This is a genomic window from Streptomyces sp. NPDC050211 (genome assembly GCF_040656035.1).
Taxonomy (GTDB): Bacteria; Actinomycetota; Actinomycetes; order Streptomycetales; family Streptomycetaceae; genus Streptomyces.
This window is the reverse complement of sequence record NZ_JBFALC010000043.1, coordinates 1-20,935: the sequence shown is the minus strand read 5'-3', so window position 1 is coordinate 20,935 and position 20,935 is coordinate 1. Positions and strand designations below refer to the sequence as shown.

The 20,935-nt window shown below is 71.9% G+C and carries 19 protein-coding genes; 11 read left to right on the top strand and 8 right to left on the bottom strand.

Annotated features, from left to right (window positions below):
* Positions 1-26 precede the first annotated feature (26 nt).
* The 6 genes from AB0I98_RS33085 to AB0I98_RS33060 all read left to right on the top strand — a co-directional run bounded on the left by AB0I98_RS33085 (position 27) and on the right by AB0I98_RS33060 (position 5,060).
* Entirely contained in the window at positions 27-386 is a 360-nt protein-coding gene (locus AB0I98_RS33085) for a hypothetical protein (RefSeq protein WP_362948384.1), read from the top strand.
* Between the two features lie 45 nt (positions 387-431).
* Positions 432-1,667: an FAD-dependent oxidoreductase gene (locus AB0I98_RS33080; RefSeq protein WP_362948382.1), complete on the top strand. Its 1,236-nt coding sequence runs from the start codon at positions 432-434 to the stop codon at positions 1,665-1,667.
* A 100-nt stretch (positions 1,668-1,767) separates the two neighbouring features.
* On the top strand, positions 1,768-2,139 hold the full coding sequence (locus tag AB0I98_RS33075; RefSeq protein WP_362948380.1) for an Rv2175c family DNA-binding protein: 372 nt from the start codon (positions 1,768-1,770) through the stop codon (positions 2,137-2,139).
* Between the two features lie 196 nt (positions 2,140-2,335).
* Entirely contained in the window at positions 2,336-2,992 is a 657-nt protein-coding gene (gene thiE / locus AB0I98_RS33070) for a thiamine phosphate synthase (protein ID WP_362948379.1), read from the top strand.
* A 104-nt stretch (positions 2,993-3,096) separates the two neighbouring features.
* Positions 3,097-4,020, top strand: a complete 924-nt coding sequence (gene metF, locus AB0I98_RS33065; protein ID WP_362948377.1) for a methylenetetrahydrofolate reductase [NAD(P)H] — start codon at positions 3,097-3,099, stop codon at positions 4,018-4,020.
* Positions 4,021-4,076: 56 nt separating this feature from the next.
* Positions 4,077-5,060, top strand: coding sequence for a hypothetical protein (locus tag AB0I98_RS33060; protein WP_362948375.1), 984 nt, complete (start codon positions 4,077-4,079; stop codon positions 5,058-5,060).
* Positions 5,061-5,072: 12 nt separating this feature from the next.
* Here AB0I98_RS33060 and AB0I98_RS33055 read toward each other — a convergent pair whose 3' ends face one another.
* From AB0I98_RS33055 to AB0I98_RS33040, 4 genes are all read right to left on the bottom strand, one after another.
* Positions 5,073-6,584, bottom strand: a complete 1,512-nt coding sequence (locus AB0I98_RS33055) for an NAD(P)/FAD-dependent oxidoreductase (RefSeq protein WP_362948373.1) — start codon at positions 6,582-6,584, stop codon at positions 5,073-5,075.
* A gap of 477 nt (positions 6,585-7,061) precedes the next feature.
* Positions 7,062-7,691 carry a TetR/AcrR family transcriptional regulator gene (locus AB0I98_RS33050; RefSeq protein ID WP_362948371.1) on the bottom strand — a complete coding sequence of 210 codons (630 nt, stop codon included), beginning with the start codon at positions 7,689-7,691 and terminating at the stop codon, positions 7,062-7,064.
* 59 nt (positions 7,692-7,750) lie between these two features.
* The gene (locus AB0I98_RS33045) at positions 7,751-9,835 is read right to left on the bottom strand and encodes a YhgE/Pip domain-containing protein (RefSeq protein WP_362948370.1); all 2,085 of its coding nucleotides are present in this window, start codon (positions 9,833-9,835) and stop codon (positions 7,751-7,753) included.
* Complete coding sequence (locus tag AB0I98_RS33040; protein ID WP_362948368.1) at positions 9,807-10,532, bottom strand: ATP-binding cassette domain-containing protein; 726 nt, start codon at positions 10,530-10,532, stop codon at positions 9,807-9,809. Before AB0I98_RS33040 ends, AB0I98_RS33045 begins: the two co-directional genes overlap by 29 nt.
* Before the next feature lie 166 nt (positions 10,533-10,698).
* On the opposite strand from AB0I98_RS33040, the gene AB0I98_RS33035 reads away from it, so the two are divergent.
* From AB0I98_RS33035 to AB0I98_RS33025, 3 genes are all read left to right on the top strand, one after another.
* Positions 10,699-11,268, top strand: a complete 570-nt coding sequence (locus AB0I98_RS33035; RefSeq protein ID WP_362948366.1) for an SAV_6107 family HEPN domain-containing protein — start codon at positions 10,699-10,701, stop codon at positions 11,266-11,268.
* Positions 11,269-11,538: 270 nt separating this feature from the next.
* Positions 11,539-12,363, top strand: coding sequence for a methyltransferase (locus AB0I98_RS33030; protein WP_362948364.1), 825 nt, complete (start codon positions 11,539-11,541; stop codon positions 12,361-12,363).
* A gap of 277 nt (positions 12,364-12,640) precedes the next feature.
* The gene (locus tag AB0I98_RS33025) at positions 12,641-13,039 is read left to right on the top strand and encodes a DUF3040 domain-containing protein (protein WP_210576139.1); all 399 of its coding nucleotides are present in this window, start codon (positions 12,641-12,643) and stop codon (positions 13,037-13,039) included.
* A 206-nt stretch (positions 13,040-13,245) separates the two neighbouring features.
* On the opposite strand, the gene AB0I98_RS33020 is transcribed toward AB0I98_RS33025, so the two are convergent.
* The 4 genes from AB0I98_RS33020 to AB0I98_RS33005 form a co-directional block, all read right to left on the bottom strand.
* Positions 13,246-15,630 carry a DUF3488 and transglutaminase-like domain-containing protein gene (locus AB0I98_RS33020; RefSeq protein WP_362948362.1) on the bottom strand — a complete coding sequence of 795 codons (2,385 nt, stop codon included), beginning with the start codon at positions 15,628-15,630 and terminating at the stop codon, positions 13,246-13,248.
* Positions 15,627-16,991: a DUF58 domain-containing protein gene (locus AB0I98_RS33015; RefSeq protein WP_362948360.1), complete on the bottom strand. Its 1,365-nt coding sequence runs from the start codon at positions 16,989-16,991 to the stop codon at positions 15,627-15,629. Before AB0I98_RS33015 ends, AB0I98_RS33020 begins: the two co-directional genes overlap by 4 nt.
* Positions 16,991-18,028 carry a MoxR family ATPase gene (locus tag AB0I98_RS33010; protein ID WP_362948359.1) on the bottom strand — a complete coding sequence of 346 codons (1,038 nt, stop codon included), beginning with the start codon at positions 18,026-18,028 and terminating at the stop codon, positions 16,991-16,993. The genes AB0I98_RS33015 and AB0I98_RS33010 overlap by 1 nt, the downstream gene beginning before the upstream one ends.
* Positions 18,029-18,286: 258 nt before the next feature.
* Complete coding sequence (locus AB0I98_RS33005) at positions 18,287-18,832, bottom strand: carbonic anhydrase (protein WP_362948357.1); 546 nt, start codon at positions 18,830-18,832, stop codon at positions 18,287-18,289.
* A gap of 422 nt (positions 18,833-19,254) precedes the next feature.
* Between AB0I98_RS33005 and rsmH the strand changes: the two genes are divergently transcribed.
* A complete protein-coding gene (rsmH, locus tag AB0I98_RS33000) occupies positions 19,255-20,208 on the top strand; it encodes a 16S rRNA (cytosine(1402)-N(4))-methyltransferase RsmH (RefSeq protein WP_362948355.1) in 954 nt (317 codons plus the stop codon).
* Positions 20,209-20,299: 91 nt separating this feature from the next.
* Complete coding sequence (locus AB0I98_RS32995) at positions 20,300-20,857, top strand: septum formation initiator family protein (RefSeq protein WP_362948354.1); 558 nt, start codon at positions 20,300-20,302, stop codon at positions 20,855-20,857.
* The last annotated feature ends 78 nt before the right edge of the window (positions 20,858-20,935 follow it).

The following is a 20,935-nucleotide window of genomic DNA, read 5'->3' as shown; positions in this document are numbered from 1 at the left end:
GCGCCTCTGTAAGGGAGCCTCTTGTCATGCCCCGCTCGCTCGACGGCCTCGTCCTGGCGCCTGTCGCCGACCAAGCCCCAGGTCAGGTGGGTACGCGCACGCGGTTCACCTACCACGAGGAGGACGGGACGATCTGGGCCGAGTACGCGGGCGGGGACGTCGTACGCGGGCATCTGGTGGGTACCCGTGAGGGCGACCGCCTCGACTTCCGGTACGTGCAGCTCAAGGGCGACGGGACGACGTCCTCCGGGCACTGCGTGTCGACGGTCGTGGAGCTGCCGGACGGCCGGGTGCGGCTCAAAGAGACCTGGGAGTGGGAGTCGCAGCCGGGCAGCGGGACGAGTGTGGTGGAGCAGGTCGACGAGGATTGTGGAGCAGGTCACTGAACCCGGCCGCTGACTGACGGATCGTCAGTTGTCTATGGTGATCAGGTGAGCGAGCAGACGCAGCAACGAGGCACGTCACAGCCGCGACGCGTGGTCGTGGCCGGCGCGGGCATGGCCGGGGTGCAGACGGCCGTCGCCCTGCGCGAAATGGGCTTCACCGGCACCGTGACGCTGATCGGCGCCGAGCCGCACCAGCCGTACGACCGGCCGCCGCTGTCCAAGGCCGTACTGCTCGGCAAGGCCGAGGGCTCCGCCTTCGACGTGGACTTCGAAGCGCTCGGCATCGAACTGCAGCTGGGGCGCGAGGTGCTGGGTGTGCGCCCCGCCGACCACGAGCTGGACACCGAGGCCGGGCCTGTCCCGTACGACGTCCTGGTCCTCGCCACCGGTGCGGAACCGATCCGGCTGCCGGGCGCCGAGGGCGTCCCCGGCGTCCATCTGCTGCGCACCCTGGACGACGCCGAGCGGCTGCGGCCGGTGCTCGCCCGGCAGCACGACATCGTGGTCGTCGGCGCGGGCTGGATCGGCGCGGAGTTCGCCACGGCGGCGCGCGAGGCGGGCTGCGCGGTGACCGTCGTGGAGGCCGCCGACCGGCCGCTCGCGGGAGCGCTGCCCGCCGAGGTGGCCGCGCCGATGGCCGCCTGGTACGCCGACAGCGGCGCGGTGCTGCGGACGCACGCGCGCGTGGAGCGCGTCGAGCCCGGCACGGTCGTCCTCGACGACGGCTCACGGCTGCCCGCGGACGCGGTCGTGGTCGGCATCGGCGCCCGGCCCGCCACCGCCTGGCTCGCCGGTTCGGACATCAAGCTGGGCAAGCACGGCGAGGTCGTGGCCGACGACCGGCTGCAGACCTCCGTCCCGGACGTCTACGCGGTCGGCGACTGCGCCTCCTTCCCTTCGGGAAGGTATGGCGAGCGCCTGCTGGTCCACCACTGGGACAACGCCCTCCAGGGGCCGCGCACGGTCGCGGCGAACATCATCGGCGAGGCCCCCGCGGTGTACGACCCGGTCCCGTACTTCTGGTCGGAGCAGTTCGGCCGCTTCGTCCAGTACGCCGGTCACCACGCGTCCGCCGACACGACCCTGTGGCGCGGCGACCGCTCCGGCCCGTCCTGGACGGTGTGCTGGCTCCGCGAGAACCGCCTGGTCGCCCTGCTGGCGGTGGGCCGCCCCAGGGACCTGGCGCAGGGACGGCGGCTGATCGAGGCGGGCGCGGAGATGAATCCGGTACTGATCTCGGATCCGGCGCGACCGCTGAAGACGGCGACGGCGACGGCGTAAGGAGTTCGTGTGGGCGCAACGGCTGTCATGGCGTAACGCGTTCGCGCAGGTCGGACGGGTCTGGCTTCCGACTGTCAGTCCGGGATGGCACGCTTGTCCCGTGACCGAGATTGACGCAAAGATCGATGCTCTCGTCCCCGCCTGGCTCACCCTGCCCGACATCGCGGAAATGCTCGATGTCGAGGTGACCCGCGTCCGGCAGCTGGTCAAGGACGGCCAGCTCATCGCCGTACGCCGTGGTGAGAACCGCGCGCTGCACGTCCCCGCCGCCTTCATCGACGGGACCGAGCAGAAGGTGGTCAAGGGCCTGTCCGGGACCCTGACGCTCCTGCGGGACGACGGCTTCACCGACGAAGAGATGCTGGAGTGGCTCTTCACCCCCGACGAGAGCCTGCCCGGCACCCCCGCGCAGGCACTGAGCGAGAACCGCGGCACGGAGGTGAAGCGCCGCGCCCAGGCGCTCGCCGTCTGATCACCGCACGCTGACCTGAACACGTCCGGCGTATGGGCCGCGGCCCGCGAAGGCCACGGCCACGGTCCAGTGCGGCCCACAGCGGCCGACGAGCGGCCTTGGCAGCCGACGGACACCCGCGACGACACGCGCCGCGGCCCGTACGCCACCGACCATCACCGTGGCCCGTTGCGCCACCGACAAACAGGGGACACCCATGCCCGACACCGCCGCCACGCCGCGCGACCGGCTCGCCGATGCCCGCGTCTACCTGTGCACGGACGCCCGCAAGAGCCAGGGCGACCTGCCCGAGTTCCTCGACGCGGTCCTGGCGGGCGGCGTCGACATCGTGCAGCTGCGGGACAAGGGCATGGAGGCGGCGGAGGAACTGGAGCACCTTCAGGTCTTCGCCGACGCCTGCGCCCGGCACGGCAAGCTCCTCGCGGTCAACGACCGGGCGGACGTCGCCCACGCCGCCCGCGCCGACGTACTCCATCTCGGCCAGGGCGATCTGCCCGTCCCGGCGGCCCGTGCGATCCTCGGCGACGACATCCTCATCGGCCGCTCGACACACGCCGGGTCCGAGGCGACCGCGGCCGCGGCCCAGGACGGCGTGGACTACTTCTGCACCGGCCCGTGCTGGCCCACCCCCACCAAGCCCGGCCGCCACGCGCCCGGCCTCGACCTGGTCCGCCACACCGCCGCCCTCGGCACCGACCGCCCCTGGTTCGCCATCGGCGGCATCGACCTGGCCAACCTCGACGAGGTGCTGGAAGCGGGCGCCCGCCGGGTCGTCGTCGTACGGGCCATCACGGAGGCGGCGGATCCGGGGGCCGCGGCGGCGGAGTTCGCGAAGCGGCTGAGGGCGGCGTAGCGCGTAACGCAATGTTTGTCCGATGGGTGGACAGTAAGACGACAAATCGGGCAAATTTCCGGGGTCCGGTTGGGGGACCGACGCGCCCCCACTAACCTGCCCGTATGGCCCTCGGAACCGCATCCACCAGGACTGACCGCGCACGCACCGTGCGTGACATGCTCGCAGCCGGCAAGACGACGTACTCGTTCGAGTTCTACGCGCCGAAGACCCCCAAGGGCGAGCGGAGCCTGTGGAACGCGCTGCGCAGGGTCGAGGCGGTCGCCCCCGACTTCGTCTCGGTGACCTACGGCGCCGGCGGCTCCACGCGAGCGAGCACGGTCAAGGAGACGCAGCAGATCGTCGCCGACACCACCCTCACGCCGGTCGCCCACCTCACCGCGGTCGACCACTCCGTCACCGAGCTGCGCAATGTCATCGGCCAGTTCGCCGACGCCGGCATCCGCAACATGCTGGCCCTGCGCGGCGACCCGCCCGGCGACCCCATGGGCGACTGGGTGCCGCACCCGAAGGGCCTCGCCTACGCCGCCGAACTCGTCCAGCTCATCAAGGAGTCGGGCGACTTCTGTGTCGGCGTCGCCGCCTTCCCGGAGATGCACCCGCGCTCCGCCGACTGGGACACGGACGTCGCGCACTTCGTCGACAAGTGCCGGGCCGGCGCCGACTACGCGATCACGCAGATGTTCTTCCAGCCGGAGTCGTATCTGCGTCTGCGTGACCGTGTCGAGGCCGCCGGCTGCGCGACCCCGGTCATTCCCGAGGTGATGCCGGTCACCAGCGTCAAGATGCTGCAGCGGTTGCCGCAGCTCAGCAACGCGGCCATCCCGGCCGTTCTGAAAGAGCGGATCCTCACAGCAAAAGACGATCCGGCCGCTGTACGCTCGATCGGGATCGAGTTCGCCACGGAGTTCTGTGCGCGGCTGCTGGCCGAGGGAGTGCCCGGGTTGCACTTCATCACTCTCAACAACTCCACGGCGACACTGGAAATCTACGAAAACCTGGGCCTGCACCACCCACCGCAGGCCTAGACCGGCCACACCGGTATACGACACACTGCGTAGCGGCCACTGGGAGAGGGGCGTACATGGGCTGGACGGTCCTCTACATCGCGTTCGGCATCGTCGCGCTGTGGCTGCTCGGCGAGGTGCTGCTGCAGTACAAGGCACGGCTGCGCTGGCGGGTGCTCGCCTTCGTCGGCTTCCTCGGCGTCGTCCTCGGTGTGCTGCTCGCCAACGTGATCGTCATCGGTCTGGGAGCGGCTGCCTTCGCGGTCGGCCAGACGTACGTGACGCTGTCCTTCCGCAGCGGCTTCGCGGCCGGCTGGGCGGTCGCTGGCCGTCCGTCGTTCGGCGGGAGCAAGCGCCGCCGCGGTGAGCCGGACCGCCAGGACCCGACGCTGGAGGTCACCGACCTCCAAGCGGCCGACGGCGGTTACGGCCCCGACAACCTCAAGTACGGCCAGGGCAACGCCGGTTACGACCAGGACGACGACTACGACCGCGACGACGTCTTCACCCCGGCGCGCGCCACCGATCCCACGGCCGCCGAGACGACCTCGGTCTACGAGCCCCAGCCCCTGCCGGACGACACCGGTTCCTACGGCATATACAGCGACACCTCCGCCTACCCGGCCGGCGCGGACCCGTCGTACGCGGCCGCCGGCCAGACCCAGGACCAGTACGCGGCGGCGGCCCAGGGCGCCGACCAGGCCTACGCGTACGACTACTCGGGCTACGACCAGCAGCAGTACGGCTACGACGCCAACGGCCAGCAGCAGTACGCCGCCTACTCCGACCCGTACATCGGCACCCAGACCTACGACGGCTCCGGGTACGACGCCAACGCCACCTACGGCGGCCAGCAGCAGTACGGCCAGCAGGGCTACGGCCAGGACCAGTACGCCACCGGCGAGTACGGCTCGCAGACCCCGCCCGGCGGTGTGTGGGTTCCGCAGCAGCGCACCGACGAGGCCTACGGCGGCGAACTGCCGCCGGAACAGCCGTATCCGTACCAGGGCGACGGGCAGCCGCAGGGGAACGGATACGACGAGCAGCAGTACCGGTTCTGAGGCGCCCTCAGCTCACTGAGAGCCCCGGAAGTCCGGTCCCTCGACGATCAGTCCGGCGACCAGCGCTCCCGACATGCCCGCGTGCGGGAGACCTCCGCCGGGGTGCGACCAACCGCCGACCGTGAACAGCCCTGGTATCGCTGTGCTGTTGGCCGGGTGCAGCATGGTCCCCTCCGCCGCGGCCAGCGCGGGTGCGGGGACGCCACCGCCCTCGGCGCCGGTCTCCTGGCGGGTGTGCTCCGGCGTACGGACCTCGCGCCACAGTGTCCGCTCGCGCAGCCCCGGTATCGCGCGCTCGGCCTCGTTGACCATCCGGTCCGCGAAGGCGTCGGCGGCGCCGGGCGCGGTCCAGTCGTGGTGTGTCAGGGACGGCACCGTCGCCGTGAGCACCACCGCTTCGTGGGCGTCGTCGGGACGCAGCGCCGGGTCGTCCGGCCGGTCGATCCGGACCGTCGGCCGAGCGGGCGGCTCACCCAGCCCGAAGAGGTCCAACTCGCCCTCCCGGTCCGGGGTGTGTACCACCGTGCGGTGCGCGGCCCCCGCCTCCCGCGCTCCGCGCAGCGCCAGGCAGACCACGACCCGGCCGGGGGCCATGCCCTCGGGGTGGGGCTCGACGGCCTCCGGTGGGTACAACGCGTGCCCGCGCAGCAGATCGGCCACGCGCCAGGGGCCGTTACCGACGACCGTGTCCGCCTCCGCCACACTCCCGTCGGCGAGTTCCACGCCCGCCGCCCGGCCGTCCTTCTCCACGACCCCGGTGACCTCGGCACCGAAGTGGAACTCGACCTTGCGGGCCAGGCACCGCTCGTACACCGCGCGCGCCAACTCCCGCATACCGCCGCGGACATACCAGGTGCCGAAGGCATGCTCCATGTAGGGCAGCACGGCCGCGCTCGCCGGGGCGACGCGCGGATCCAGGCCGTACGCCAGCGCGTGGCTCTCCAAAAGGGCGGTGAGCCGGGGGTCGCGCAGCTCCCAGGCGGCGATCTCGGCGAGTGTGCCGGCCCTGCGGGTGCGCAGCAGGCGCTTGTGCGGGACCGCCGGGTAGGGCTCGCGCTCGGCCAGCACCGACCAGTTCGGCCACAGGGGCTCCTCCAGGAGCGGCCGGCGCGTGCGGTCCCAGGCCTCGCGGGCCCGGACCAGGAAGTCGCCCCAGCGGGCGCCCGCGCCGGCGCCCAGCGCCTCGTCCAACGCCGCGACGACGCCCGCGCGCGACGCGTTCGGCAGGGACACCTCGGTGCCGTCCGCGAAGACATGCCGCGCCGACGGGTCGACCTGGGTCAGCTCGACGCACGCCTCCAGCGGCTCCTTGCCGGTCTTGAGGAACAGGTCGCGGTAGACCGCGGGCAGCGGCAGCGTCCCGGGGCCGGTGTCGAAGGCGAACCCGTCGCGCTCGAGGCGGCGCACCGCACCGCCGTACGTCTCCGTCCGCTCGTACACCGCCACCCGGTGGCCCGCGACGGCCAGCCGGGCGGCAGCCGCCAGCGCGCCCATCCCGGCGCCGATCACCGCAATTCGTGCCATGCCAGGGACTTTATCGGCCGCCACTGACAATGCCGTCGCGGGAGGTCGGTCGCCCCGGCCTCGCCGGTCGCCTCGGCCCAGGCGCCAGCGGCCCCGGGCCGGAGGGAGTACCTGGGCCCGCGTGCGCAGGACTGAGTACATGTACCTAGTGAGTGAGATGAGTACGCGCGCGGATGGGGCCCAACCTGCGAGAACGAGAGAGTGGGGGCACGGAAAGGGGCACGGTCCGGCACCGGCGACACGGGGCGCCGGAACGGAGCGGGCCACGATCCGCTCCTTCCGCCGGCCCCGGTCGGCGGGAGCGAGACGGGGGACCCGGGGGAACGACCGAAACGGGGTCCAACGGGGGATACGGGGGACAACGGGGGAGCACGAGGAAGCGCCGGTTCGATGGTGGCCCGCGGGGGACGCGGCCATATCGGACCGGCGCTTTCCATTGCGCCTACTGCCTGGCGCCTTCCGCCTTCCGTCGGCGGTCTACTTCCTGCCGCTCACGCGCCCCTGGAGCAGCCGCGAGAGCGCCGCGTGCACATCGTCCAGTGACCGTTCCGGCTGGAAGGCCTGCCAGTCCAGCGCGGCCACCAGCACCATGCCGACCAGCGCGGACGCGGTCAGCGGGATGTCGATCTCGTCGCTGAACTCGCCGGCCTCGATGCCCGCACGCAGCACGTCCTCGATGACCGCCACGGCCTGCTGCCGGACCACCATGAGGGTGGACTGCCAGGACCGGTTGGTGCGCCACAGCTCGGCCACATACAGCTGGGTGAACGCCGGATAGCGGTCGATGAAGACGAGTCCGGCCCGGATCATCGCGTCCAGGGCGTCGACCCTGCTGCCGCCCTCCCGCGCCGTGCTGTCGGCCGCCTCCCGGAGGGAGGCGGTGAGGAGGCCCACGCCGTGCCGCAGCAACTCCTCGAAGAGGACCGACTTGCTGGCGAAGTTGTAGTAGACCGTGCCCTTCGCGACCCCGGCGCGTTCGGCGATCTCGTCCACGGTGGTGGCGGAGAAGCCCTGCTCGGCGATGAGCGTGACGGCTGCCTCGTAGAGCTTCTGCCGGGTGGCCTCGCGGCGCGTACTGACGCCCGACGTGGCGCTGCTGCGTTCCATGGCCCCGATTCTCACAGGAGCCGGCCCCGCCGGAGTCACCGGAGGCGTCACCGCGGGGCTCACAGGGTCAGCTCCGGGTGCAGCCGGTCCAGCGTCCACACCTGGCGGCGGCGGGCCGACAGGGCGGTCAGGGCGAGGGCGCCCGCGGTGAAGGCGGTGAGCACCACGCACGCGTGCCACACCGGTTCCAGGCCGCCGCCCGTGATGAGCCTCCTGAGGGCCTCGACGACGTAACTCATCGGCAGGAACGGATGGATCGCGTTGAAGAAGCCCGGACTCGTCTGCACCGGGTATGTGCCGCCCGCGGACGTCAGCTGGAGCATCAGGAACGCCAGGACGAGAATCCGGCCCGCCGCTCCGAAGCGGGCGTTCAGCCACTGCACGATCGCCGCGAAGCAGGCCGCCACCAGGAACAGGAAGCCCACCGTCCCGGCCGCCCGCGCCATCTCCAGGCCGACCGCCCAATGCAGCACCGCGACCAGGGCGACGGACTGGAGCACCCCGATCGCCACCACCGGCAGCCAGCCGGCCAGCGCGATCCGCCAGGCCGAGGCACCGGCGGCGAGCGCACGCCGGTTCATCGGCGTGATCAGCATGTAGGCCACCATCGCGCCCACCCACAGGGACAGCGGGATGAAGTACGGGGCGAAACCCGTGCCGTAGTTGGGCGCCTTGTGCAGGTCCTCGGAGACGAGCCGGACCGGGTCCGCCATCACCTGGGTGCGCCGGTCGCGGTCCCGCGTGCCGTAGTCGGGGATCTGCTCGGCGCCGTCGTGCAGCCCGCCCGCGAGCTTCCCCGAGCCGTCGACGAGCTTGTACATGCCGCCGCTGAGGTCGTCCGCGCCGGTCCTCAGCTCCCCGACGCCCTCGTCCAGGTCGATCGCGCCGGTCTTGGCGGTGCCGAGCCCCGAGTGCAGCTTCTTGGCACCCGCGGCGACCTTCGCGGCGCCCTTGTTGAGCTCGTTGATCTTGGTGACGGCGTCGTCGAGGTTCTCGGAGAGATGCGGTGCCCGGTCGGCGAGTGCCTGGGCCTGCTTCTGGAGCGTGGCGAGGTTCTTGTCGAGCTTCTTCAGGTCGCCGTCCTGGTCGGCGATCAGCGTGTTGAGGTCGTCGGCGATCTTCGCCACGTCGGTCGCGAGCTGCTCGGCCTTCTTCAGGTCGGCACAGGCGGCGTCGGCCAGGACGGCGTCCTCGCAGCGCCTCTTGTGTATGCCGTCCAGCGTCTCGGCCCCCGCGTGGGCGCCCTTGGAGGCGACCGGTGCGGCCTTCACCAGGGCGCCGAGGTGGTTGCGGATCGCGCCGGACGAGTCGGCGACCAGCCGGGCGGTGTCACCGATGGTCTTCTCGTTGCCCTTCAGGAAGGGCCCGATCCTGTCGTCGACTCCGTTGACCTTGTCGGCGAGCGTCTGTGTGCCCTCCGCGACCTGCTGCGAGCCGTCCTCCAGGTCGCCCGCGCCCTTGGTGAGCTTCTTGAGGCCCTTGGAGAGCGTGCCGCTGCCGTCCTTGGCGTCCTTCAGACCCGCCGCGAGATCCTTGGAGCCCTTCTCCGCCTTGCCGATGCCGCCCTTGAGCTTGTCGGCCCCGTTCGCCGCCTTGACCGTCTGTCCGTGGATGTCGGAGAACGAGATGAAGATCTTGTCGAGGAAGGACCGCGACGCCTTCGTGGACGCGGCCTGGCGCACCTCGCCGAACACCGTCCGCGAGATCTGCCCGACGATGTAGTTGTTCGCGTCGTTCGTCCGCACCTGAAGCGCGCCCGTCTCGGGCGACTCGCCCGCACTGGAGGCGATACGGGCACTGAAGTCGGCGGGCATGGTCAACGACAGGTAGTACGTGCCGTCCTCGACCCCCGCCCGGGCCTCGTCGGCACTCACCTCGCGCCAGTCGAAGACCTTGCTGTCGCGCAGCCCCTCCGTGATGTCCTCGCCCGCGGTGAGCTTCTTGCCGTCGGCCGTCGCCCCCTTGTCGTCGTTCACGAGCGCCACCGGGATCCGGTCCAGACGGCCGTACGGATCCCAGAACGACCACAGGTACAGCGCGCCGTACAGCAGCGGCAGCAGCAGGAGCGCGACCAGCGCGGCGCGCGGCAGCTTCCCCCTGCCGAACCGCCGCAGTTCAAGCGCGGCCAGTCGTGGCGAGCGCATCGGCTTCCCCCTCCTCGCGTGTGGTCACCTTGAGCACGTCCTCCGGGGCCTGACTGCACACCGCCATCACCGTCGTCCCCGACGCGGCGAGGGACCGCAGCAGCCCCCAGGCTTCCTCCCGCTCGGCGTCCGACAGCTTGAGATCGACGTCGTCGACGCCAAGCAACTGCGGGCGCCCGATGAGGGCCAGGGCCAGGGACAGCCGCAACGCCTCCAGACGCTCCAGATCGCGTACGGCCGTCCGGGAACCCTTGGGCAGCGCCTCCCGGTCCAGTCCTACGGCGGTCAGAGCGGCGTCGATCCGCAGCCCGGCCTCGGCGATCCGAGCCGCTCGGGGTTGGGTCAGAGCACGCAGCGAGTCTCCGAACCGGCGCTGCAGCAGAGCCCGTTCGCGCAGGTGCTCCCCGACGGTCAAGGCCGGGTCCAGGTCGGTGACCCCGGCGACGTGCGCCAGCGCGCTGACCCGGCGTACCGCCGCCATCCGCTTCGGCAGCCCCAACTCGCCGACGCAGGCCAGCCCTTCCGTGGCCTTCATCCGCCCGGTGAGTGCGAGTAGCAGGCAGGTGCGCCCGGACCCGGACGGCCCCTCGACCGCGACGAGCGAGCCGGGCTCCGCCTCGAAGGAGACCCCGCGGAAAGCCCAGCCGCGGGGTCCCTCGAGGCCGAAGTCCCGGGCCATGACAGCGAGTCCGCCCATGGCTCCCCCAACTTCGGTATTTGAACTGACTGGTCAGTGCAAAAGTTAGCCCGAACTGTCGATCGAAGCAAAAGCCCAGGTCAGAACGGATTGTCAGTGCCATACCTCACGATGGGCACATACGGCACCTCATAGCGTGCCGACCACAGACGACAGGAGGTTCGTCATGGCCAGCTATCACGCAGCAGCCGCCCGCCGGCGCCGCGCCTCCGGCCCTGCCCCCTCACTGACCGGCCCGGCGAGCGACGTGCACCCCGTGCTGCGCCGGGCGACGGCCCCGCCCGCCGCCCTCGACCTGCTCGCCCAGGCCCGTGCCGGACTGGACGAGGCCGCCGTTCTGGAAACGCCGAACGAGCGCTATGCGACCGCCCACCTCGCGGCTCTGCGCACAGCCGCCGCCGTGCTTGCCGCCCGCGGGCGCCCGGAGCCCACTTCACGACGCCGGGCCCGCATCAGGAGCGCATGGGAAGTGCTCCCCGAAATCGCGCCCGAGCTCACCGAATGGAGCGCCCTGTTCGCCTCCGGAGCCCGGCGCCGTGCCCGGGCCGAGGCCGGCATCCAGGGCGCGGCCACCCGCCGCGACGCCGACGACCTGATACGCGACGTGGCGATGTTCCTCCGCCTGGTCGAGCGGATGCTGGTCCTCCAGCCGGTCCTGCCGCAGCCACGTCAGGACGGGGATCAGCCGGAGGAGGAAGAACGGGCCGAGCCACGGGACATGCCGGACGCGGGCTGACGGGGGCTCCTGTTCGGGCGGGGCAGAGCTGAGCAGACGGCATTCTGCCCGGGCGTGCCACAGCCCGGGTGCGGGACAGCATGGCGTGCCCGGGAGCCCGGAGCCGGGCGCTCAGCGCGACGCAATGCCGCGCACCGCAGTGACCAGGTGCGGTGCCGGAGGCAATAGGGTGGAGGGCGCCTGACGCCTTCCTTCTCCCGTTGCCGGGGCCGGGAGGCAGCCCGTTCGCTCCGCCGCGTGAGGCGGTGCCGCGCCGAGGAGTCAACTGCCGTGTCGGACCCGATGCGCCCGCCCGTCTCCCACCGCCCCGAATCGACGCCGCTGCGCTCCGACCCCTCTCGCCCCCGTGGCTCGCTCCGTACCGCGGTGGTCTGGGAGGTCCTCCAGGACGCCCTCGACCGCTGGGTGAAGGCCACGGGCCGGCAGGTCCTTGACGTCCTTGACACCGGCGGCGGCAGCGGCAACTTCGCGGTGCCCGTGGCCCGCCTCGGCCACCGTGTCACCGTCGTCGACCCCAGCCCGAACGCCCTGTTCGCCCTGGAGCGCCGCGCGGCCGAGGCCGGCGTCGCCGACCGTGTGCAGGGTGTGCAGGGCGACGTCCACGGCCTCTTCGACGTGGTCGAGCGGGGCGGCTACGACGTCGTGCTGTGCCACGGAGTCCTGGAGTACGTGGACGACCCGGCCGAGGGCGTCCGCAACGCCGTGGCCGCCCTGCGTCCCGAGGGCGTCCTGAGCCTGCTCGCCGCCGGCCTCGGCGGCGCCGTGCTCGCGCGGGCGCTCGCCGGGCACTTCAAGGAAGCCCGGCAGGCCCTCGACGACCCCGACGGCCGCTGGGGCACCGGCGACCCCATGCCGCGCCGCTTCACCGCGAAGCAGCTCACCGATCTGGTCGAGGCCGCGGGCCTGAGCGTGGGCGCCGTGCACGGCGTACGCGTCTTCGCCGACCTCGTCCCCGGCGCGCTCGTGGACACCGAGCCCGGTGCCCTGGACGCGCTGCTCAGGCTGGAGGCGGCCGCCGCCGAGCTCCCGGCGTTCCACTCCGTGGCCACGCAGCTTCATGTGCTCGGTGAGACCCGGGGTGCGCTCGAGGCCTGAGTCATCTCCCGTGGTGAGGCGCTGATCAGGGACTTGGCTGCACATGGAGTACGCCACAGGCCCCCCGATCGGGCGCTCTGCGCCGTATGATCGAGGGAGACCGCCCGGCATGACGGGTCGGCTGCTGGGGAATGGAAGTCTCAGCGGGCCGGGACGTCCATGGCGGATTCCGGTTGGCCAATTGGCGTAGAGGGGCGGGTTTCACGGGGGCGATTCCCTGCCTATCCTGAAGGGACCCCCCGGGTCGCCCCGGCGACTGCACGATGAGGAGGACTCCGTGCCGCTCTCGGAGCACGAGCAGCGAATGCTCGAGCAGATGGAGCGAGCGCTGTACGCCGAAGATCCCAAGTTCGCGACAGCGCTTGAGGGAAGCGGGCTGCGCACGTACACCCGGCGACGGGTCTACCAGGCGGTCGCGGGCTTCCTCGTAGGTATCGCGCTCCTCATGGCAGGAATGGTCGCCAAGCAGGTCTGGCTCAGCGTGGTGGGCTTCCTCGTCATGCTGGGCTGTGCGGTACTCGCCGTGACCGGCTGGCGCAAGGCTCCCAAGCCGGGCGAGCAGCCCGCCGCGGGTGCCCAGCCCGCGAGCCGTCAGGGACGGCAGCGGCGCTCCATGATGGACCGTATCGAACAGCGTTGGCAGCGCCGCCGGGATGAACAGGGCGGCGGCCATTAGCTCCACGCCCATACTCTTCTGAGCATGGCGTGAGGGGGTGCCCACCACCGGGTGGTCACCCCCTCACGCATGCCCTCCGGTCGCAGTCCGGCACGCGGCGAGGCCCCGCCCTCCGAGGCGCTGAGGCTTCGGAGGGCGGGGCCCGAGGGAGCGGATTCAGCCAGGTTCCACGACCGGGCACGGCTTAGGGCCTGCCCACCAAGCCCTCAGCTCTGCTGCCCCGACGGCTTGCGTAGGTTCGGTCGGGCGGCTGCCGCGCGTGCCGTGAGGCCGGTCCACCAGGCCGACGCCGCCCAGACCACCCGTACGGCCGACCGTGGAACGAACAGCGCGCGCAGCTTGGTGCCGCGGTCGACGGTGCTCCGCAGGGTGCCGATGACCCGGCGGACATCGTCCGCGAGGCCCGCCGTCGGGCGCGGGTGCGGGGCGTAGAGCACCTGCTCCACCGCGTCCGCCACCCGGTGCACCGAGGCCGCGGCCGTCGGATCGAGCTGACCGAGCCGGACGATACGGGCCGCCGCCTTGCGCGGAGTCTGCGACTCCTCCGGCGCGATGCCGAAGTCCCAGGCCGTGTCCGTCAGTTCCTGCCAGACCGCCAGGGTGTGCAGCGCCGTGCCGGCCTCGCTGCGGCCGTGCGCCCCGAGCCGTACGGACCGGATGCGTAGCCGCCACAGCATCGGCGCCAACGGGATCGCCACCGCCGCGAGCCCGCCGAGGATCCAGGCCAGCACGACGTACCATCTCCGGCCGTCGTCGCCACCGGTCAGTGCGGCCGCCTGGGACTCGCTCGGGCAGGCCTCCAGCTTCTTCTGCTCCGGCGTGCAGGACTCGCTCGCCGACGTCGACGCGGACGGCGCGGCGCTCGTGGACTGGGTCGGCTGTGACACCTCCGGAAGCGTGCTGCCGGGGGCGTCCGGCTGCGTGTACTCCGGCGTCGTACCCCGCGTCGGCGTCGGCTCGAAGCGGGTCCAGCCCACGCCCTCGAAGTACAGCTCGGGCCAGGCGTGCGCGTCCCTCAGCGACACCGACACCGAACCGTCCGCCTGCTGTGAACCGGGCGCGAAGCCCACCGCCACCCGGGCGGGTATGCCCAGGCTGCGGGCCATCGCCGCCATCGCGAAGGAGAAGTGGACGCAGAAGCCCTGCTTGTCCTTGAGGAAGCGGGCGATCGCCGCGGAGCCGCTGCCGACCTGGACCTGGGTGTCGTACTGGAAGCCGCCGGTCAGCGAGAAGTACTCCTGCAGCTTGACCGCCTCCTGGTAGTGGTTCTCCGAGCCCTCGGTGACCTCGCGGGCCGTCTCGGACACCACCGCCGGCAGCGACTCGGGCAGCTGGGTGTACTCGCGCTTCAGCGGCGGTTCGGCCTCCGGGGCCGAGGCCAGCTGATCCGCCGTCGGCTGCACGTCGAGGCTCGTCACCTCGTACGTCTGGCCGCGGGTGCTCTGGCCGCGGTCGCCGACCAGGGTCATGCCCACGGGTTCGTACCGCCAGGTGCCGTCGATGTCGACGCCGCTCGGCGGGTACGGCATCGGCAGCCAGTCCTGGGCGTACCAGTCGGCCGCCGTGATGCGGCTCTGGACCACCGAGCGCCGGACATCGGGCTCGAGGCCCGGCGGTGTCGGGAACTCGTCCGGCACGGCGTTGATATCGCGCCGGGCCGGCTTCCACGTCGTGCCGTCGAACTCGTCCAGGGACACGATCCGCAGATACAGGTCCGAGGCGTCTTCCGGGACGGTACGCAGGGACAGGACCTGGCGGTCCTCGTCCACGTTCAGACTGTCGCGCAGGGAGACCAGCGGGTTGACCGCGGAGATCGTGCCGCCGCCTCCGTTGCCGGAGCCGACGCCCGTCCCGGCGCCGTCCAGCAGGCCGCCGTTCATCGCGGGCAGAGCCAGCGGCACCACCAGGGCGAGGCCGAGCGCGACCACGCCGATCCGTCTGCCGGTGCGGATCGGTGCCACCGCGCCCCCGGACTCCACGCCAGGGGTGCGCGGGGCCCCGCCGAAGACCCGGCCCCACTGGGAGAGCCGGTCACGTCCCTCGGCGAGGAGCAGCGTCAGGTAGCCCGCGGCGGCGACCACGAACCACAGCCAGTCGGCGCCGCCGTCGGACAGCCCCGCCGCGACCGAGTACAGCGCGAGCAGCGGCAGTCCGGCCGGGGCCGCGGCGCGGAACGTCACCGCGAGGATGTCCACCGCCAGCCCGATGATCAGGACGCCGCCGACCAGCATCAGCCGGATGCCGGGGTTCAGCGGCGCCGGGATCGAGTAGCGGTTGATGTCGTCCGCGCCCTGCTGGAGCAGCACGCCGAACTGCTGGAAGGCGTCCGGCCCGGGGATCAGGCCGACGAGGGCCTGCTCACGGACGAAGGCCAGGGTCAGCAGCATCAGCGTGACCAGCACCTGCACGGCCACGGTCAGCGGCCGGGCCAGTGGCACGCGTCGGGTCGCCGCGCCCACGCCCGTCTGGATCGCCAGCAGGAAGGCCGCCTGCAGCAGCCAGGTCGCCGGGTCCACCAGCGGGAGCAGGGCGCATGCCGACATCAGCGTGGCCGCCCAGGCGCACAGCGCCAGTCGTGCCCGTCCGCTCATGACCGCCCCTCCCCGCCGGCCGCGGCCAGACCCGTGCGCTCGCGGTCCGCCCGACGCCACAGCTCGTTCAGCGAAGCGCCCCGCGGCACGCTCACCGCCGTCCAGCCGGCCTCACGCAGCATCCGCAGCCGCTCCTCGCTACCGTCCAACGGCCCGGGGACATCGGTCGGTTCCCGCACCCACGTGTCACTGTCCAGCAGGAAGGCGACCGCGCCTCCGCTGCGCTGGCGCATCTTCGCGGCCACCGCGGCCTGCTCCTCGTCGAGATCGCCGAGGAAGGCCACCAGCAGCCCTTCGTTGCCGCCGCGCAGCACGTCGTACGCGCGCGACAGACCCGCGCCGTCGGAGTGGTCGACCACCGCGAGGGTGTCCATCATCAGCCCGGCCGCGTCCGCCGACTCCTGGCTCGCGCCCGCGAACCCCTCGGCGCCCTCGCCGGGCACCGAGGTCCCGGTGTCCGTCAACAGCCGCACCGAGAAGCCCCGTTCGAGCATGTGCACCAGCACGGACGCGGCGCCGGACACGGCCCACTCGAAGGCCGAGTCGGGGCCCGCGCCCTGATAGGCGAGGCCCCGGGTGTCGAGCAGCACCGTGCACCGGGAGCGCTGCGGCTGCTCCTCGCGGCGCACCATCAACTCGCCGTAGCGCGCGGTCAGGCGCCAGTGCACCCGGCGCAGATCGTCGCCGTAGCGATACCCGCGCGGGATCACGTCGTCCTCGCCGGCCAGCGCCAGCGAGCGCTGCCGCCCGTCGCCGTACCCCTTCGCCTCGCCGGTGAGCCGCACCGGCGGCAGCGGTTCCACGCGCGGGATGACGGTCAGGGTGTCGTACGTCGAGAAGGACCGGGTCAGTTCGCACATGCCGAACGGGTCGGTCAGGCGCAGTTGCAGGGGCCCGAGCGGGTAGCGGCCACGCAGGTCGGAGCGGACGCGGTAGGACACCTCGCGCCGGCCGCCCGCCTCCACCCGGTCCAGGACGAACCGGGGGCGCGGGCCGAGGACGTACGGCACCCGGTCCTGGAGCATCAGCAGGCCGGTGGGCAGCCGCGAGACGTTGTCCATCCGCAGATGGACCCGGGCCTCGCTGCCGGCGGGCACGCGCGCGGGGGAGAGCCGGCGGCTGCCGGCGACCCGGTAGCGGGTGCGGTAGAGCACGGTCGCGCAGACCAGGGGCAGGGCGGCCAGCAGCAGGCCGACCCGCAGCAGATCGCTCTGCCCGAGGACGTACGCGCAGATCGCCGCCGCCACTCCGGCGGCCAGGAAGGAGCGTCCCCGCGTGGTCAGCCCCGCCAGCGCCGTGCGCACACCGTTCTTCTCGCCCCGGTCGTCCTCCGTCGCGTGCGGAGTGCCACCGGTGGTCATCACAGCCTCCGCGGCGGCTGTGAGCCGTACGCCGTCGCGCCGTGGGCCAGGCCGAGGCCGGGCTGCTGCTGGGGCGCCGCGGGAACCGGGGTGCGCTGCAGGATCTCCTGCACGACCTGCTCCGCCGTACGGCGGTTGAGCTGGGCCTGGGCGGTGGGCAGCAGCCGGTGGGCCAGCACGGCCACGGCGAGGGCCTGGATGTCGTCCGGCAGTGCGTACTCCCGGCCGCTGAGGGCGGCCGACGCCTTCGCCGCGCGCAGCAGGTGCAGCGTCGCGCGCGGGGAGGCGCCGAGTCTGAGGTCGGGGTGGCTGCGCGTGGCGGCGACCAGCTCGACGGCGTACCGCCGGACCGTTTCGGCGACGTGCACCTCGCGCACGGCCTCGACCAGCTTCACGATCTCGTGCGCATGGGCCACCGGCTGGAGGTCGTCCAGGGGGTTCACCCCGCCGTGCACGTCCAGCATCTGCAGCTCTGCGTCCGCGCTCGGGTAGCCGATGGAGACACGGGCCATGAAACGGTCGCGCTGGGCCTCCGGCAGCGGGTAGGTGCCCTCCATCTCGACCGGGTTCTGCGTGGCCACCACCATGAAGGGGCTCGGCAGCTCGTAGGTCTGCCCGTCGATGGTGACCTGGCGCTCCTCCATGGACTCCAGCAGCGCGGACTGCGTCTTCGGCGAGGCGCGGTTGATCTCGTCGCCGATCACGATCTGCGCGAAGATCGCGCCGGGCTTGAACTCGAAGTCACGGCGCTGCTGATCCCAGATGGACACACCGGTGATGTCCGAGGGCAGCAGGTCGGGCGTGAACTGGATACGCCGCACCGAACAGTCGATGGACCGCGCCAACGCCTTTGCCAGCATTGTCTTGCCCACACCTGGAACGTCTTCGATCAGAAGATGCCCCTCGGCGAGCAGCACGGTCAGCGAAAGCCGTACGACCTCGGGCTTGCCCTCGATCACTCCTTCCACCGAACTGCGGACACGCTCCACAGTGGCGGTCAGATCAGTGAGGCTCGCTCGATCGTCATAGGTCGTCACCCGGCCCTCCTCGGCCCGTTCTGTCCGGGCCGTCGCGCTGTGCTGCGGACCGGCCCACCCCTGGAACACGGACACCACGCGTGAATAGTTCCGCGTGACGTCACACTCGCATTCTTGCTGCCGTTACCGATTCGTGTCACTCGACTGTGGACAACTGGCCGCGATTTGCCGGTCTTATGGCCGTTTGGGCACCCCAGAACCAGAAATCAACAGCGAAACGACAGCTTTGGCGGCCGGTTACGCGGGCTCCGCAGCCGGTTACGCGGGGTCGATCTCGCGCAGCCGGCCCGTCTTCACGTCGAATACGAAGCCCCGGACGTCGTCGGTATGCAGCAGGAACGGCGAGGTGCGCACGCGCTGCATCGACTGCCGTACGTCCTGGTCGACATCCCGGAAGGCCTCCACCGCCCACGCGGGCCGCTGGCCGACCTCCATCTCCAGGTCGTGCCGGAACTCCTCGGTGAGGGTCTCCAGGCCGCAGCCGGTGTGGTGGATGAGAACGACGCTGCGGGTGCCGAGCGCGCGCTGGCTGATGGTCAGGGAGCGGATCACGTCGTCGGTGACCACGCCGCCCGCGTTGCGGATGGTGTGGCAGTCGCCCAGGTCGAGGCCGAGCGCGTCGTGCAGGTCGAGGCGGGCGTCCATACAGGCCACCACGGCGACGCGCAGCACGGGACGGGCGTCCATACCCGGGTCGGTGAAGGCGGCGGCGTACCGCGCGTTGGCCTCTACGAGACGATCGGTGACGGTGCCACTCGATATGGCGCCTTCGGGTCCAGCGGGAACTGATGCGGAGGTCGTCATACCCATGACGGTACTGGTCACGTCCGTTCCGGGCCCGCTGTGAGAGAGGACAAAGAACATCAATGAACCTTGTTGTGAGGTAACCCACAAGCGTGACCGGGGAGCGCCCGGACGAGTGGTTTTCCGCGCCCGGCCGCTTCCTTCGCGCCCCGAGCCGCGACGCGCAGGCCGGTTGATTGACCGCGAGACAGCGTGGACTAAAGTGACGCGAAGCGGGAGGCGAGACTCCCCCTGCTGGACTGAATTCCCCCGGAGACCCCGGTGATGTTCCGGAGATCTCCTCGCGTGCGCGGCGCGTACGTACGGCTCGGCCTCCTCCCGCTCCCGGTCGGCTGACGCTTCCGGCGCCGGCAGGCCTTCCCCTTCTCGAGCGGGCGGGGACCCGGCGGTGCGTACGGGCCCGCCGGATCTGAGAGGGCCCCTTGAGCGATCGACACGTCCCGGTGATGCTCCAGCGGTGCCTGGACCTGTTGGCCCCCGCCCTCCAGGCCCCCGGAGCGGTGGTCGTCGACTGCACGCTCGGCCTCGGCGGCCACAGCGAAGCCCTGCTCAGGCAGTTCCCCGAGGCGCGGCTCGTCGCCCTGGACCGGGACAAGGAGGCCCTGCGCCTGTCCGGCGAGCGGCTCGCCCCCTTCGGCGAGCGGGCCACCCTGGTGCACGCCGTGTACGACGAGCTGCCGGACGTACTGGAACGGCTCGGCATCGCGCGCGTGCAGGGCGTCCTCTTCGACCTCGGCGTCTCCTCCATGCAGCTCGACGAGGCCGACCGCGGCTTCGCCTACGCCCAGGACGCGCCGCTGGACATGCGCATGGACCAGACGACCGGCATCAGCGCCGCCGAGGTACTCAACACCTACCCGCCGGGCGAACTCGTCCGGATCCTGCGGTCGTACGGCGAGGAGAAGCAGGCCAAGCGGATCGTCTCCGCGATCGTGCGGGAGCGCGAGAAGGAGCCATTCAGCAACAGCGCCCGGCTCGTGGAGCTGATCCGGGACGCGCTGCCGCAGGCCGCCAAGCGCACCGGCGGCAACCCGGCCAAGCGCACCTTCCAGGCCCTGCGGATCGAGGTCAACGGGGAACTCTCCGTGCTGGAGCGGGCGATCCCGGCCGCTGTGAAGGCGCTCGACGTGGGCGGACGGATCGCCGTGCTGTCGTACCACTCGCTGGAGGACCGGCTGGTCAAGCAGGTGTTCGCGGCCGGCGCCGCCACCACCGCGCCCCCCGGCCTGCCGGTCGTCCCCGAGCGCTACCAGCCGCGGCTCAAGCTGCTCACCCGCGGTGCCGAACTTCCCACCGAGGAAGAGGTCGCCGAGAACCGGCGAGCGGCACCGGCGCGACTGCGCGGAGCCCAGCGAGTCAGGGAAGACGTTGAGTAGGGGCGTGAGGGCGTGAGGGGCATGAGTGGGTTGGGAAACCGGACTCGCAGGCGGATGAGTCGGTTGGGAAACCGGACTCAGGGGAGGGTGAGTGAGTAGGAAACCCCCACTGAGGGGGCGCGCGGCCCGCCTCGCACGCCTCATCCCAGGAGCCGGTGGCCGCAACCAGGCCGCCCGTACCCCCTTCGTCCTCCTGGTCGTCCTCCTCCTCGGCGGCGGCCTCATCGGGCTCCTGGTGCTGAACTCGGCGCTCAGCGAAGGGGCGTTCAGACTCGACGACCTGCAGAAGGAGACCCAGAGCCTGACCGACGAGGAACAGGCCCTGCAGCGGGACATCGACGCCTATTCGGCCCCCGACGCCCTCCAGCGCCGCGCCCGCGAGCTCGGCATGATCCCCGGTGGCGACCCCGCCTTCCTCGACCCCGACGGCACCGTGAAGGGCGTCCCCTCACCCGCCGAGGGCCTCCAGAGCGACGCGTTCGCCCCCCTCGTCCTCGCCCCCGAGGCGCTGTCGGCCGACCCGGCGGCAGGCCCGGCCACGGTCCCGACCCTCACACCCACCCCCCAGGACGCCGCGGCGCTCCCGACGCCCGCCGCGCCCGCAGCACCGGCCCTCACGCCCACCCCGACCACGAATTTCGGCAGGTGACGGAAGTGTCCGACAGGGAACCGCCGCGCCGCCGCGTGCCCGGCCCGGCCCGGCCCGACCGCCCCCGCAGCGGCGGCC